Below are 14,915 nucleotides of genomic sequence, written 5' to 3'. Positions count from 1 at the left end.
CAATAACGATTAAATCTGAAAAAGGCGAGATTGCATGCAAGATCGTACACTTAAACGTATTTTTATTTTGGCAGGAATCGCGCTCATACTCTGGGTGTTGTATCTACTTAAGCCTGTTGTTTTACCTTTTGTTGGTGCATTTTTAGTCGCTTATCTATTTAGCCCACTGGTCGATAAACTGCATAAAATTGGCTTACCACGTTGGTTATCTATTAGTGCTGTTTTTATCGGTATTGGCGTTGTCATTACATTGGCATTTTGGTATTTGGTTCCACTGGTGTGGGAACAGCTGATGTATGCAAAGAACAGCATTCCTTCAGGCATACATTGGGCGAATTATAAATTCCTGCCTTGGTTATCTGACAGTTTTAATTTGGTCCCAATGGAATTAGATGTTGACCAGATTTCAGCTGCGATTATGGAATATGTACAGACCAACTATAGTGCTGACAGTATTCAGGCTATGATTGCCAAATTGGCTCAGTCTGGACTGAACTTCATTCAGATTGGTGGTACGGTTGTACTGATCCCAATTATTGCATTCTATTTTTTATTAGATTGGGATCGCATGCTGGACAGTTTCCGTCGTCTTATTCCACGGCGATATGAAGAACAGACCTTAGTCATTGTTAAAGAATGTCATAGTGTACTTGGCGCTTTTGTCAAAGGTCAGTTTTTGGTCATGGTGCTCTTGGGTGTGGTCTATGCAATGGGCTTACAGTTAATTGGACTTGAAGTAGGTTTGATTATTGGGATGGTGGCTGGGCTGTGCAGTATTATTCCGTACTTAGGTTTTGCGGTCGGGATTATTGCCGCAGTGATTGCAAGTTTATTCCAGTTTGGTATTGATTGGATGCAATTACTCTTAGTTGGCGTGGTCTTTATGATTGGTCAGGCAGTGGAAGGCTATATATTACAACCGTTCTTGTTGGGCGATAAAATTGGCTTGTCTCCAGTTGCTGTGGTATTTGCAGTACTGGCTGGTGCGCAATTGGGCGGTATTTTAGGGATGTTGATTGCGTTGCCTGTGGCTGCCGTGATTGTGGTGTTATTAAGACATGCACGTGAGTTTTATGAAAACAGCCCAATGTATAGTACATCTACTTATGTTGTGCAAGATTCATCCGCGGGTTCAATTACGATTGAAACCGACCAAGTCGATGTTGATATTGAACTAAAAAATCAAGCGGTAAAAGCTCAGCAAGCATCTGAAAATTCAAGTAAGATTGATCAGATAGACCATAAAGAACTTTAGGATATACAAACCAGCATGCGTCAATTGCAACTAGATATTGAACCCCAACTCGATGCCCGAATCAGTGATTTTTCTGGGCCGGGATGGGGGCCTGTTATCGATGCGATTCGTCAGTTACATGCAGGTTTAATGAATCGTTTTTATGTGTATGGTGGTGCGGGTTCTGGAAAAAGCCATTTACTTTCAGCAATTTGTGATTCTTATTTAGATGTAGGTAAAACAGCGATTCAAGTTTCATTACTTGAGTTGCTGGATGCGCCAACAGAAGCAATTACCTCTTTAGAGCGTTTTGACCTTGTCGCTTTAGATGACATTGAAGCCATAAGTGGTGTGCCGCATTGGCAGAAAGCGGTTTTTCACCTGATCAACTACAACAATGAAGAAGGTGGCCAGTTGGTGTTCTCTTCTCGTGTTGCGCCGATTGAATTAAAACTTGAACTACCCGATTTACAATCTCGCCTGACGCAGGCTGTAAGTGTGAAAGTACCAAACGGAAGTTTGTATGCCGATCGTTCTACACTGGTGATGTCGGTTTTATCGCGTCGTGGGATTCATATCGATCAACAGATTATTGATTATTTGCTCGCGCATGGGCCACATCAAACCTCGGTGTTATTGCAAAGTTTAGAACAACTGATTCAACTGTTAAAAGGTGAGAAAACCAAACTGAGTAATGCAAACCTCAGACAAATTTATGCGCTAATTGACGAATATCGGTAAATCATAATAATACTTGAGAAATTGTCCGAGCTGTGACAGAGTACGAAAAATTGTTAGATATTGCAGGGATTTTGCAATCTAAGAATAAAAAGAAAAGATAAAATAAAAGCAAGGAGATCGTTATGCTCAAGAAGAGCATAGGTGTAGCTACGCTATTGGTGGCGAGTCATGCCTATTCAGACAATATTAAGGTGACCATCACTGACGATATTGTCAAAAATGACACGGAATGTTCACTTCGCGAAGCTATCGACTATATTAATCAAGGCATGCCTGAGGCGGGTTATTATGGCTGCGGGGGCAAAGATGCGATTTCCACCGTCATGCTTGAGAAAAATAAAACCTATTTGCTAAATACCCATCTTGCAATCAAAAAAGATTTAACACTCAGAACAAGTTATGATAGTTCTGTGGGGGAAGAAACGGTTCAGGGTTTAAGTAATGCCATCTTAAAAATGAATGGTTCTGACAACTTATTAAGGGTTGATAATGCTGAGAATGCTTTAATTCGTGTGTTAGTAAAAGAGGTTACTTTACAGGGCTGTGCGAAAGACTGCGGTGTTCATCAGGGTGGTTTAATTTATAACAATGAATATTTAGGTCTTGAGTACGTCAAATTAACAGGTGGTTTTGCAGGGCAAGGGGGTGCGATTTACAATGTCGCAACCTTGCTCGAAGATGGTACCAGTCGTAGTCTAGTTGAAATTCGCGCTACTCTGGTTGAGCAAAACCAAGCGGCACAAGGTGCTATTTTGTATGGGGACGCGCCTTCTTTTCGGATTTATAATTCAGTTTTCAAAGAAAATAAAACAACAGATGCAAGCAGTGCCAATATTTACTCTGTCAATAATGCAACGGTTAAAGAAGATACAACCTTATCCAGTTTAGCATCACGTCTGGTCAGTAGTACCTTTGTGAAAAATACAGGTTATGTCGTCAATGTACGAGATGGCATGGCTTTGAATAACTTAACGGTGGTGGGAAACAGTAAAGGGATTTATTTCAATCCATCTACAAACTTGGCTTATCTGGCCAATAGTATCGTTTTAGGGAATGCTGAAAATACCATCACACAAAACTGTGCTGGGGATTTAAGTAAAGCAGTTCTTCAGAACAACTTAGTCACGCAAAGTGACTGTGGCAGCGGTGCGAGCTATTATCCGAATGAGTTTTGGTCTGGCGCTTTGATTGCAGGCAGTGATGTGGTGGGTGAGTGTAAAACCATGTCTGCAGATACTGACAGTTTATTGTGTCCTTATATTGTTCCCAACCAAAAATTTTTAGGCTATATCCGTCCACGCATTTTAATGAGTCAGACGCATTGGTTAGATTCTCCAATTGTGAACAAGGGTAAAGTGGTTGTAAACACAACGGATTCTTTAATTGGCTGTGAAAATTCAGATCAACGTGGTGTGAATCGAAATACGAATAATACCTTTTGTGACCGTGGAGCAATCGAAATTGAGGTCCCAACAACCATTAGCCTAATTGGTGAAGACCTGATTGCGGGGCAAGTAGCTAAACTTTCTGTTACAGATCTGCTTGGAGATAGTGACCTACTGTCCAAAACCGAATGTGCAAGCTTGTTCAAATCGGCTAAAGCGCCAAATGGTGAAGAATGGCAACCCGGTTGTATGCGGGTGCAGCAGACTCAAACGGTATCCAAAGGCAAAGTGGTGATTGATGAGCTAGGAAATATTACTTACACGCCAAATGGAGCATGGCATGGTGCTGATATTTTCAGGTTACAGCTGGTCACAACCACGACACGTTTTGATGAACATATTCCGTTCGTTGAAGTGAATGTACAAATTGTACAAGAACCACAAAATCATATGGAAAGTGACAAAATTAAAACCTCTGGAGGAAGCACTGGTATTCTGAGCTTACTGGGGTTATTTGCTTTAATTTTGCTGCGTCGAAAATAAAAAGAAAAGGGCAAACATGAAACACTTTAAAAAAGGACTATTGGGTGTCATGGTGGTAGCTGCTATGACATTAATGGCTGCAGAAGATAGAACAATTCATGTCAACACATTTGAGGATGAAGATAATGTGAACATGAATCAATGTTCACTCCGTGAGGCAATCAAAACAGCCAGCTTAAATAAGGCTTATGGTGGCTGTAGTGCTGGGAATACGGGTTCGGGTCAAACCGATTATATTCAGTTAGCAGCTGGGACGTATAAACTGAATAAGGAAATTGTTCCCGAGTCTAAAGTGGTGGTTTTTGGGAAAAGTCCTTATTTAGATCGTGAGAAAAATCCCATTACTTTTAAGTATCCTGCCCTAGGTGAATTGACTTCACGGATTGATGCGGGTGGAAAGTCACGTTTATTTAATACCATTACCAAGACCAGTTTGACGCTAGAGAATGTTATTTTAGAAAATGGTTATTCGGCAGATGAAGGCGGTGCTTTATTGGTCGGTGGAGCATTAACCTTAAATAATGTACAAATTCTAAACTCCAAGTCAGATAAAAAAGGTGGAGCACTCTATCTCGTTGGTCCTGGTGAGCATCAGGTGACTGTAAATAATAGTGTATTACAAGGTAACCAAGCGACTGTAGGTAGTGTGCTTGCAATGCAATGTTATGCAGGGCTCTTGGATGTAAAAACCAATATAGAGTTTAGAGCGAATAGTATTATTTCGAATGGTCAGATATCGAATCTGAATACATTCGATTTTTGTGGTAACCCAAAAGTTGCTATGGCGAATAATACCATTGCAAAAAATACTGCGAGTACCGTAAACGGTAGCATTTTGTATGCCGTCAATACTCGAGATCATAACCTGAGTCTTGAAAGTAATTTCTTATTGTCAAATAACACTATTGTAGAAAACAGTGCAGCGAGCGTTTTGGATTATGACGATTTCGGTATGAAGTCATTGTATTACAATGTGCTTGCATATAATGGAAACACATCATGCCGCTATGTCGGTTCTCAGACACTATCTGATAAATATGATGCCGGTGTGACGGCAGGTTACAATGCGTTTGATACGGTGACCAGTCAGTGTGAACTGGCAGCAAGTGCACGAATACTCGATGGTACGACAGATACTAATATTGATGTGAAAAATGTGGCTATAGGAAGTCTACTCAGTTCCTTAACTTCGCCATCGAAATATAATTTATTCCGCCCAATGTATTTCCCGAAAGTAAATAGTGGTGGAGTTGATTTGCTCGATACCAACAGTAAATTGAGCTGTAATGATAGTGACCAGCGTGGTCTAGACCGTATTGTCGACGGAACATTGATGTTAGCACCTGCGGAAGCTAACAGCTGTGATATTGGATCGGTTGAGTTGCGTCGTTTAGCAGCAGCGGATATTGCTGATTTGAAAAATACCTCGCAGTCAGAACGTCTTCAGGCGTATGTGAATAATATTAAGGAGTTGGAAGAATTAATCGCCGATAAAAACACCAATCCAGACTTTTTGGTCGAGTTTAATGAAGAGTTAAAGCGTTATAGGGAACTTCTAACTTCGACAAAGTTACATCAAAAATATCGCGCGATTTATGTCGATCCCTTCCAGTTTGTTTTGCAAGATGAGGCTGTGGTCAACACTGCTGATGGAACGTCGGCTTTAAAAGAAATGAACACTGAGAATTATACCATTACTGAAACTCAGGTATTAGGTGTAGGTGTGCTCAGCGCCAAAGATGGTGTGCTGGATACCTCAAAACTCAGAGCGGATCCAACTTTACGCTGTGAGTGGAAGGATGATTTAAAACAAATCATGATTTATCGCACCGATGGTAAGCCTACAACAAGCACGGAATATGTGTATTGCCAATATAGTGTAAAGAGTAAGGCTACGCAGGCAAGCTCTTCGGGGATTCTAAAAGCGGAGTTTAGCAATATACAACCTATTGCCAAAACGGATCAATACACCCTGAATTATGGTGGCACTTTAAAACTCAATGTAAATCCACTGGCAAATGATAGTGATGATGGTGATGGGCCAATTAGTACAGTCGCGGCAGAACATCAGCGTCCAGCATTTCACCGTGATGCGAATGGAAAGGATCTTGCTCTTCGTATTGTACATCAGGATGCAGGCATTAATATTAAGCCAGAACGTACAGGTTCTTGTCCGGGAGAATATGAAAAATATGTATGTTATGGCGGCAATATTGAAGTTGAAGTCCGCAATAATTTCAGTCCATTCCCTTATGAAATTGAATATGTGATCTATGATGCAGAGGCTGAAGAGTCTAAATCTGCGATGATGTATTTTACGAACACCGCTAAAAATACCAATACGGAAGCGAGTGGCGGTGGTGGTGGTTCAATCGGTGGCCTTGGGGTGCTTGGATTGTTGTCATTAGCGTGGCTTAGACAACGACGAAAAATATAAATTTAAGCATAAAAAATGCCTCACATGAGGCATTTTTTTATGAGCGTTTCTATAGTATTTATATTCGGCTAGGCATCTTAATGTGTAGTAGTGTTGCTATGGATGTATTTATTGATATATTCATTTCGAATATTCACACGTTCATCTGCATCTGCTTTTTGCATGCGTACACGTAAATCACGTCGTTCTTGGGTGCTCATCTGTTGCCAAGTGTCGCGCATTTTTTGCTTTTCTTGCTCAGGTAACTGAGTAAACCAGTCCATACGTTGTTGCAGGGCTGCACTTTGCGCATCGGGCAGTTCTTTTAGTGACTGGTAACGTTGAATCAACGCACGCTGTTCTTCTTCAGACAAGGATTCCCATGTTTCAGACACTTGGGTATCTGCATCTTTGGAAAAAATCCAAAAACGATCAAAACCTGCAAAACTGGTTTGTAAAAAACCTAGCGTGCAAAGTGCGAAAGCGACACGTTTAGCTGCCATGTGGAACAGTGTCCTCACCTAAAACCAATAACATTTCTAAATCTTCAACCATTTGAGGTGAAAGTTTAGGAGTCGAAACCACTTGGTTATGTGGTTTTTCATCAAGGGTTACAGAGTTCGGAAGTACGACAAAGCCAGCAATAGCCGCAGCTAAAGCAAAACCTGACATTTTCCAAAGGCCATAACGTGAGGACTTTTGATCTTGAATGTCATCAAGAACATGTTGCATCACCACGGGTTTGTTTTTGTGGTGTTGCGCGAGCCCATCAAGTTTGGAGGTTACTTGCTTTAAGAAATCATCTTTCATTCGGATGATCCTCCTAGATGTGGATTCAAATGTGCGAGAGCATTGCGTAAGCCTTGAATCGCACGGTGGTAATGAGTTTTAACGCTGCCTTCAGAACAATTCATGATTTGTGCAGTGGTTGCAGTATCAAAACCTTCCCATGCACGTAACATAAATGCTTGCTGTTGACGAACAGGAAGACCAGCAATGGCTTCTTGAATTTCATCCGCAGTGACAGCTTGACTTAAAAAGTCTGAAGGATTCAGCGCTCTTTCATCGACCACCTCATTGACTTCAAAATCGTCATCATCAAGACTGACTTTTTTGAAGAAAGAAAAGGGTTGTGCTCGACGTGCTTCTTTACGACGCCAATCCTGTAATTTATTGGTTAAAATGGTATAGAACAGGGGATACCATTCTTCCGTAGATCGATCAGAATAAGATTTATGTAATGAAATAAAGGCTTCTTGCACCAAATCCATGGCGATACCCTGCTGGTTTTGGGTGGCACTTTCCATCATCACTAACGCACGACCAGTCACTTCTTGCATGAAGTTTTTTAGGCGAGACTCGGCGGTACTCTTAAGAGTACTAGAATCTTGCGTTTTAGACTGTTTGGGTGCTAAATCCATAGAGATGGAAAATCCTGTCATCGGATACCCACCATTATTTCCTCAATCATGTGCCTATAACGTTGGAAATAATGGTTTGGTTGACAACACAAGTAATTATTTTTTCTAGTGTAATCTATTTTTTCTGCTGAGCCGACTTTAGTTAATATAACTTAACGATTTTAAAGTCGTTGTCGTACCATTTCAAAAAAGCAGATTGAACCCGCAATAGCGACATTGAGAGATTCTTGGCCACCGGGCTGTGGGATGCTCAGTGCTTGAGCATGTGCCAAAGCAAAGTCAGAAACTCCTTGGCCTTCATTGCCTAAGATCCAGACACAAGCTTGTGTTAAATCTTTTTGATATAAACTTTCAGCCTGATGTGAGCTGGTCACATACACTGGAATTTCAAAGCGTTCGAGTACATCTTCGATGGCTACGTTTTCATAGGTGTTGAGTGAGAAGTGTGCACCCATGCCTGCGCGTAATACACGTGGTGACCAGAGTGCAGCAGAACCTTTGGTACAAATAACTTGCTTAATACCTGCTGCAGCAGCAGAGCGGAGTAGTGTACCTACATTGCCTGGATCTTGAATGTTTTCCAAAATCAATGTATCCAAGCTAAAGTCTACACTTTGGCTTGAACTTGGTAAGTCTACAACTGCCAAGAAGGGCAAAGTGGTCCCTAATGTGCTTAAGTCACGATATAGGCTTTCAGCAATGACAAAAACAGCACCTTCATATTCATCTAGAATATCGCAAATATCAGGGTGTTCGAGTGCATTTTCAGTAGTGAAAATAGAATTGAGTTTCTTCTTTTTTTCAACCCAAGCTAAGCCTAAGTGTGTCCCTTCAAGCACAGTTTGACCCTGCTTTTTACGGTAGCTGCTTTGCTCTATTAAACCTCGGAGATGTTTAATCTTTGGGTTGTCTTTTGATTCAAGGAAAATAATCGACATGGAGAAGACTCATGCGCATAACGCGTCAGATGGCTATGCGCATTTAAAAAATTAGTTGTGGTAGCCAGTCACTAAATCGACTTCGTTTTTAGAACCAATAATCACAGGGACACGTTGGTGTAGGTCAGTTGGTTGGATGTCTAAAATACGAACGCGACCCGTTGTAGATGCACCGCCAGCTTGTTCAATTAGCATACTCATAGGGTTTGCTTCATACATTAAACGCAGGCGACCTGCTTTTTTCGGATCTTTGAGGTCGTATGGATACATGAAAATCCCGCTACGGCAAAGAATGCGGTGAATGTCGCCCACCATACATGCAACCCAACGCATATTGAAGTCTTTCTCACGCGGACCTGTTTTACCTGCGAGAAGTTCTTCAATATAACGTTTTACTGGGTTTTCCCAGTGGCGTTGGTTTGAAGAGTTAATAGCATATTCTTTGGTATCTGCTGCCACTTGAATATTTTCAGAGGTGAGTAAGAATTGTTGAGTTTCTGGGTCAAAGGTAAAGAATACTGTGCCTGCACCGACTGTTAATGCCAACATGGTTGATGGGCCATAAAGCACATAACCCGCAGCAACTTGTTGGTTGCCCGCTTGCATAAAGTCTTCAGCTTGTGTCACTGCATTTTTTGCAGGCAAGATTGAGAAAATAGTACCCACACACATATTAATGTCGATGTTGCTTGAACCATCAAGGGGGTCAAATAAAACTAAATATTTGCCATTTTCTTGAGCTGGTGTGAATTCATCCAATTCTTCAGACGCTAAACCACCAACTTGTGGGTGGATTTTTAGAGCATCAATCAAATAATCATTTGAAATCACATCCAGTTTTTTCTGTTCTTCACCTTGCACGTTTTCATGCTGCGCGCTACCTAAGACACCAGCTAAAGCACCTTTTTGTAAAGCTTGATCGATGGTTTGGCAAGTAGCAGCAATGGTGCTAATTACTTGTGCCAATTCAGGCGTAAGATTTCCCGTTTGTTGTTCTAAAAATTGGGACAGATTGAGATATGACATAAGGGGGAGGACTCCACTAAAACTTGAATACGTAACAAAATCAACATTGCGCTATATTTTAGTCGAGAACGAGACAAAAGAACAATTAAACTCGACTATTTGCTGCGATTTTACCCTTGCAAGTCTTGTGGAAAGTGCTATGTTGATGGAAGGAATATCAGGTAAAAATAGGAGCACAACAATGACAACGCAAAAATTTGATGCGACTCCAACGCCGAGCGAAGGGATTAACTTAGATGATATTTCAGACGATAGCGTGAAAAAAGCGTGGCAAGACTACGAAGCAAAAGCTGAGTATAAAAAGTTCAATAAACATGACATGATTGAATCTATGCAACATGTTGAAGAATCTGATGAAAATCCCAAGCCTGAACAAGTTTAAGTCATAAAAAAGCGCTCATCGAAAGGAGCGCTTTTTTTATTTCAGTTGTGATGCCAGCATTATTTTAAAAGTGGTGGAACTGCTTCGTAGTTAATTTCTACGCGACGGTTTTCTTTCCATGCATTTTCGTCATGGCCCGCATTGATTGGCATTTCTTTACCATAACTAACGGCTTCAAGTTGGTTTGGACTCACACCTGTGGTGATTAAGAAACTTTCAACCGCTTTGGCACGACGTTCACCCAATGCCATATTGTACTCACGTGTACCGCGCTCATCAGTATGGCCTGTTAACGCCACACGCGAATTTGCATTTGCCATTAAGAACTGCGCATGTGCTTGTAGCGTTTGGTAATCATCATTGCTGAGGTCGCTACTGTCATAGTCAAAATGCACAACGCGTTTTGCTAAAAATGCTTTGTTGGCTTCAGTCACGCCTTTTGCCGATGCACCTGCAAGATTTTGTGCATTTAAAGCAGCATCTTCACTTAGACCTTGAGTATTGACTGTGGTTGAACCATTTGGGTTTTGACCCGCTTCAATTGTTGCAGCAGGTTTACGGCTCGCACATCCTGTAACTACAAGAGCAGTCGCTAAGATTGGAAGGGCTAAAAGCTTGATGGATTTCATTCTTCATCTCCATGAAAATTGATGATTATTAAATGACTAGTCATTAAAAAGTTATTTGGGTGCCCAAGCAGGTTCACGGACTTCACCTTGTTCACTTGGTAAATTCATACGGAAACGTCCATCCAGTGACATGATCGACAACAAACCACGTGAACCTTCACGAGTTGCATAGACCACCATCTGCCCATTTGGTGAGAAACTTGGTGATTCATCTAAACTGGTTGGAGTTAAAATATTAGTGACGCTTGAGTTTAAATCTTGAATAGCGACTTTATAGTTACTACCACTTGGACGGTGAACCAGTGCCAGCTTTTTGCCATCGGCACTGAGCGTACCACGTGCATTGAATGCGCCACGGAAGGTCAGGCGGTTATAACTGCTATTTGCCAAGTCATAACGGTAGATTTGTGCAGAACCGCCACGGTCAGAAGTAAAGATAAATGACTTACCATCTGGTGCATAACGCGCTTCAGTATCAATGGCGCTGTCGTTGGTCATACGTTGCAGTTGACGTGTTTCCAAGTTCATTTGGTAAATTTCTGGATTGCCATGCATAGAAGCCGTGAACAACATACTTTTCCCGTCAGGAGAGAAGCTTGGTGCACCATTTAGACCACGGAAGCTAGCAAGCTTTTCGCGAGCACCTGTGGAAAGGTCTTGGACATAAATTGCAGGGCGTTTGGTTTCAAACGAAACATAAGCAATTTTCTTGGCATCTGGTGTCCAAGCAGGCGATAAAATTGGATCGCGTGACGTTAAAATTGTACGTGGTTGCTCACCATCAGTATCCGCGATTTGTAGTGTATAGCGTTGTTCCGGTGTAGCAGGATTACGTAGCACATAAGCAATACGACCGCTAAAGTCTCCTGGAATACCAGTTAATGCTTGATAAATAGCATCACTAATCATGTGTGCAGCAGAACGAACGCGTGATGCTGGAACAGTTAATAATTCATTTAAAAGATATTGTTGTTTTTGGACATCGTACAGTTGGTAATGAACCTCGTAGCTACCATTTTCAGTGGTTTTTACTGTTCCTGTAACGACATATGGAACACCTGCTGCTTGCCAGTTGGCTGCGTTCGGATTATTCATGCTGGCTGTTGCAGGTAAATTTTTTGAAGCGCTGGTAAATTTCCCTGAGCGGTTTAAATCCGTTTCAATAATGGGATAGAGACTGCTGTCATTGCTAAAAGGTACGATTGCAATTTTAGGCGCTTCTTCAGGTGCTTTTGCAATTTCTAAGTGAAGCTGAGCATGTGCTTGAGTCACTAAGACTGGGCTGAAAGCAGTTAAAATGGCTAGGCTAAGAAGGTGTTTACGCGTCATTTCCATCATTCGTTATTTACTCAAACAAACGGCTTTTATTGTGGGTTTAATTGTTCTACATAATGGCATGATTTTCTAATATTAAAAGCATGAAATTATGACTGATCTGTTATAACACTGTGAAAAATGAGTAAGAATTAAGTCGTTTAAGCGTAAATGCAAAAACGCATAGGTAGATATGTGTGATAAGGGGGAGTGGAGGCTCGCTTGTATTGAGTGAAATATCGACTGAAATTAAAGATATTGCACTGATTGTTATTGAAATTTAAAAGAGATTAAACGTATATAAAATAAGTTATTTGAGTACTTAAAAATACTGTGAATATGGCTGGAAAAATCCCCCTGACTGTTCAGAGGGATTTGGATTATTTCGCAGTAAAGGATGAGGTAAAGCTTTGTGCTTGCCGGCGTGCTTCTGGATCTGAAGGCATTGGATAGGGTGCCGCAGAACGAACAGCTGCTTCAACGCTGGCTTTCATGTCAGGGTCACTGGAGCTCACGATCACAGAGCGTACAGCGCCACTATCCGAAAGCGTGACACGTGCCGTCGCGGTTTTACCCGTTGAACCTGCTGGGGTATCCCAAGCACGCTTAATTTTATTTTCAAAGTCGCGCTTTGCCGTTGAAGCAATTTGCTTTGCTTCAGCTTTCTTTTGCGCGGCTTCTTCGGTAGCTTGTTTTGCAGATGAAGCACGTGCTTCTTCAGCCGCACGCTCTTTTGCTTCGGCATCAGCTTTACGTTTTGCATCAGCGGCAGCCTTAGCTTTTTCGGCATCTGCTTTGGCTTTTGCATCAGCATTTGCCTTAGCTTTATCCGCATCGGCCTTACGTTTCGCATCAGCATCAGCTTTGTTTTTCGCAGCATCTGCTTTAGCTTTTGCATCAGCTGCGGCTTTTGCTTTGTCCGCATCGGCCTTACGTTTCGCATCAGCATCAGCTTTGTTTTTCGCAGCATCTGCTTTAGCTTTTGCATCAGCTGCGGCTTTTGCTTTGTCCGCATCGGCTTTACGTTTTGCATCAGCGGCAGCCTTGACTTTATCTGCATCGGCTTTGGCATCAGCCGCAACTTTAGCTTTATTGGCATCAGTAATTTGTTGCTGCTTTTTAGCGAGATCGGCTTTCTTTTGTGCATCAAGCTTCGCTTTTTGCACTGCCTCTGCTTTTTTCAATGCTTCTAAGTTTGCTCGGCGTTTGGCGTCTGCTTCGGCTTTCACCGCTGCATCTGCTTTAGCTTTCTCAGCATTTTTAGCTTGCTCCGCTGCACGGGCAGCAGCACGTTCTTGCTGAGCTTGTAGTTTTTCAGCTTCAGTCTTTGCACGTGCCTGAATCTGCTGCTGTAGTTCAGTTTTACGCGCTGCCGCTTCAGCAGCTCTGGCATCCGCTACTGCTTTTTGAGCGTCGACCTTTGGCACAACGGGTGTTATAGGTGGTGCGGTTGGGATAACAGGTGCAGGCTCTACAGCGGGCGGAGCAGTTTGTGTGATTTCTTTGGCGACATTTTCATGTGCTGTTTCAGTAAACTCTGTTTCTTCAAGCGTAACAGGCTTTAAGTCCTCAGGTTTGATGAGCACAGTTCTAATTTGCTTCGGTGGCTCTGGTGGTTTACTCATACCAAGATAAAGTAAGCCAACAACAGCAATCACATGGACACCAAAGGTAAATCCAAGCGCGATGGCTTTTTGTTTAAAAGGTGGCTTTTTAAAATCTTTCATAAATTACTTTAATGGCTCTGTGAGTAATCCAACTTGGCTGAGACCCGCTTCTTGTAGGCTGTTCATGAGCGACATGACTTCGCCATAAGAGCGTGACTGTTCACCTTCCACAACAACGGTTAAAGTTTTATTTTCAGCCTGAGCTTGTTGCTGTGCTTCACTTAAAATAGACGTCAATTCAGATAAAGCCAAAGGTTCAGCTGAACTATGCGTTTTATATTTAAGGAAATAGCGGCCTTCTTTATCTAAGCTGACCATTGCAGGTGCATCTTTTGATTCAATGGGGTTGCCATTGGCCTGCGGTAAATCGACATTGATACCGCTGGTAATCATGGGTGCGGTGACCATAAAAATCACTAATAATACGAGCATGACGTCAATATATGGGACGACGTTCATCTCACTTTTTAGTGGTTTTTTAATGCGCTCGAAGCGTCCTGAACGTTGAATTGCCATTAGTCATGTTCCTTAGTTTCACCCAAAGACTGACGTTGTAATAACGCAACCATTTCTTCTGCAAATAAAGCACGATCGGAGTAAACCGTTTCGCCTTTTCCAGTGTAATGGTTAAATGCCAATACCGCAGGAATCGCTGCAAATAAACCAATCGCTGTAGCAATGAGGGCTTCAGCAATACCCGGTGCAACCGTTGCAAGGGTGACTTGATCTACGTCTGCTAAACCGATGAATGCATTCATGATGCCCCAAACGGTACCAAATAAGCCAACATACGGGGCAACAGAACCAATGCTGGCCAAAGCACCTAAGCCTTGTTCAAGTTGGCTTTGATCACGACTTAGACCGACGCGTAAAATACGTTCTGTGCCTTCAATGGTTTGTGCTGGAGCAGCATTGCGTTTTTTGAGTTTTAAAAACTCGCCTAAACCTTGATAAAAAATATCCTCAAGGCCGACACGTTTGGAGTTAAGTTGCGCATTGTTATACAGCGTATTCAGTTCAGCACCTGACCAAAAAATTTTTTGAAAATGGTCATCGTCTGCCTGTGCTTTTTTATAACTCATGTGTAACTTGGCAATCAGATACCAGCTAAACAGCGAGGCCAAAAGTAAAGCCAGCATTACCAGTTGTACGACTGGGCTTGCTTGTAATATTAGATCTGAAACTTGAAGAGATGATTCGAGTTGAGTTGCCATAGTTA

Annotated in this window: 15 protein-coding genes; 5 read left to right on the top strand and 10 right to left on the bottom strand. The window is 41.9% G+C overall.

Translation table 11 applies throughout. The features are described 5' to 3' along the window. The first annotated feature begins 34 nt into the window (after window positions 1-34). The 4 genes from cxpE (at window position 35) to AC4CU3_RS02250 (ending at window position 6,340) form a co-directional block, all read left to right on the top strand. Entirely contained in the window at window positions 35-1,255 is a 1,221-nt protein-coding gene (gene cxpE / locus AC4CU3_RS02265) for a chloramphenicol efflux transporter CxpE (protein WP_279043698.1), read from the top strand. Window positions 1,256-1,270: 15 nt separating this feature from the next. Then, the gene (gene hda, locus AC4CU3_RS02260) at window positions 1,271-1,975 is read left to right on the top strand and encodes a DnaA regulatory inactivator Hda (protein ID WP_004980630.1); all 705 of its coding nucleotides are present in this window, start codon (window positions 1,271-1,273) and stop codon (window positions 1,973-1,975) included. 122 nt (window positions 1,976-2,097) lie between these two features. After that, window positions 2,098-3,903, top strand: a complete 1,806-nt coding sequence (rbtA, locus tag AC4CU3_RS02255) for a rhombotarget A (RefSeq protein ID WP_279043697.1) — start codon at window positions 2,098-2,100, stop codon at window positions 3,901-3,903. Between the two features lie 16 nt (window positions 3,904-3,919). After that, on the top strand, window positions 3,920-6,340 hold the full coding sequence (locus AC4CU3_RS02250; RefSeq protein ID WP_279043696.1) for a CSLREA domain-containing protein: 2,421 nt from the start codon (window positions 3,920-3,922) through the stop codon (window positions 6,338-6,340). Between the two features lie 77 nt (window positions 6,341-6,417). Here the strand turns inward: AC4CU3_RS02250 and AC4CU3_RS02245 are convergent, their stop codons facing one another. The 5 genes from AC4CU3_RS02245 to AC4CU3_RS02225 form a co-directional block, all read right to left on the bottom strand. After that, entirely contained in the window at window positions 6,418-6,822 is a 405-nt protein-coding gene (locus AC4CU3_RS02245; RefSeq protein WP_279043695.1) for a DUF3106 domain-containing protein, read from the bottom strand. Further along, window positions 6,812-7,129: a hypothetical protein gene (locus AC4CU3_RS02240; protein WP_004693889.1), complete on the bottom strand. Its 318-nt coding sequence runs from the start codon at window positions 7,127-7,129 to the stop codon at window positions 6,812-6,814. Before AC4CU3_RS02240 ends, AC4CU3_RS02245 begins: the two co-directional genes overlap by 11 nt. Beyond that, a complete protein-coding gene (locus tag AC4CU3_RS02235; RefSeq protein WP_004693886.1) occupies window positions 7,126-7,740 on the bottom strand; it encodes an RNA polymerase sigma factor in 615 nt (204 codons plus the stop codon). Before AC4CU3_RS02235 ends, AC4CU3_RS02240 begins: the two co-directional genes overlap by 4 nt. Window positions 7,741-7,901: 161 nt before the next feature. Then, complete coding sequence (locus AC4CU3_RS02230; RefSeq protein WP_004693884.1) at window positions 7,902-8,678, bottom strand: TrmH family RNA methyltransferase; 777 nt, start codon at window positions 8,676-8,678, stop codon at window positions 7,902-7,904. A gap of 51 nt (window positions 8,679-8,729) precedes the next feature. Further along, the gene (locus AC4CU3_RS02225; protein ID WP_259233518.1) at window positions 8,730-9,704 is read right to left on the bottom strand and encodes a class 1 fructose-bisphosphatase; all 975 of its coding nucleotides are present in this window, start codon (window positions 9,702-9,704) and stop codon (window positions 8,730-8,732) included. 181 nt (window positions 9,705-9,885) lie between these two features. Here AC4CU3_RS02225 and AC4CU3_RS02220 point away from each other — a divergent pair, with 181 nt between their 5' ends. Then, window positions 9,886-10,086 (top strand): NF038105 family protein, encoded by a 201-nt coding sequence (locus AC4CU3_RS02220; RefSeq protein ID WP_262469850.1) that lies wholly within the window; start codon window positions 9,886-9,888, stop codon window positions 10,084-10,086. Window positions 10,087-10,145: 59 nt separating this feature from the next. Here AC4CU3_RS02220 and pal read toward each other — a convergent pair whose 3' ends face one another. The 5 genes from pal to tolQ all read right to left on the bottom strand — a co-directional run bounded on the left by pal (window position 10,146) and on the right by tolQ (window position 14,910). Further along, complete coding sequence (gene pal / locus AC4CU3_RS02215) at window positions 10,146-10,715, bottom strand: peptidoglycan-associated lipoprotein Pal (RefSeq protein WP_004693879.1); 570 nt, start codon at window positions 10,713-10,715, stop codon at window positions 10,146-10,148. Between the two features lie 51 nt (window positions 10,716-10,766). Further along, window positions 10,767-12,050, bottom strand: a complete 1,284-nt coding sequence (tolB, locus tag AC4CU3_RS02210; RefSeq protein WP_005399723.1) for a Tol-Pal system beta propeller repeat protein TolB — start codon at window positions 12,048-12,050, stop codon at window positions 10,767-10,769. Between the two features lie 359 nt (window positions 12,051-12,409). After that, the gene (gene tolA / locus AC4CU3_RS02205; protein WP_279043694.1) at window positions 12,410-13,756 is read right to left on the bottom strand and encodes a cell envelope integrity protein TolA; all 1,347 of its coding nucleotides are present in this window, start codon (window positions 13,754-13,756) and stop codon (window positions 12,410-12,412) included. Window positions 13,757-13,759: 3 nt separating this feature from the next. Then, window positions 13,760-14,212, bottom strand: coding sequence for a protein TolR (gene tolR / locus AC4CU3_RS02200; protein ID WP_004693872.1), 453 nt, complete (start codon window positions 14,210-14,212; stop codon window positions 13,760-13,762). Then, a complete protein-coding gene (gene tolQ, locus AC4CU3_RS02195; RefSeq protein ID WP_004693871.1) occupies window positions 14,212-14,910 on the bottom strand; it encodes a protein TolQ in 699 nt (232 codons plus the stop codon). Before tolQ ends, tolR begins: the two co-directional genes overlap by 1 nt. Window positions 14,911-14,915 lie beyond the last annotated feature (5 nt).

This window comes from Acinetobacter sp. 802_lipA, from assembly GCF_058242885.1.
This window is presented reverse-complemented; position numbering and strand designations above follow the sequence as displayed.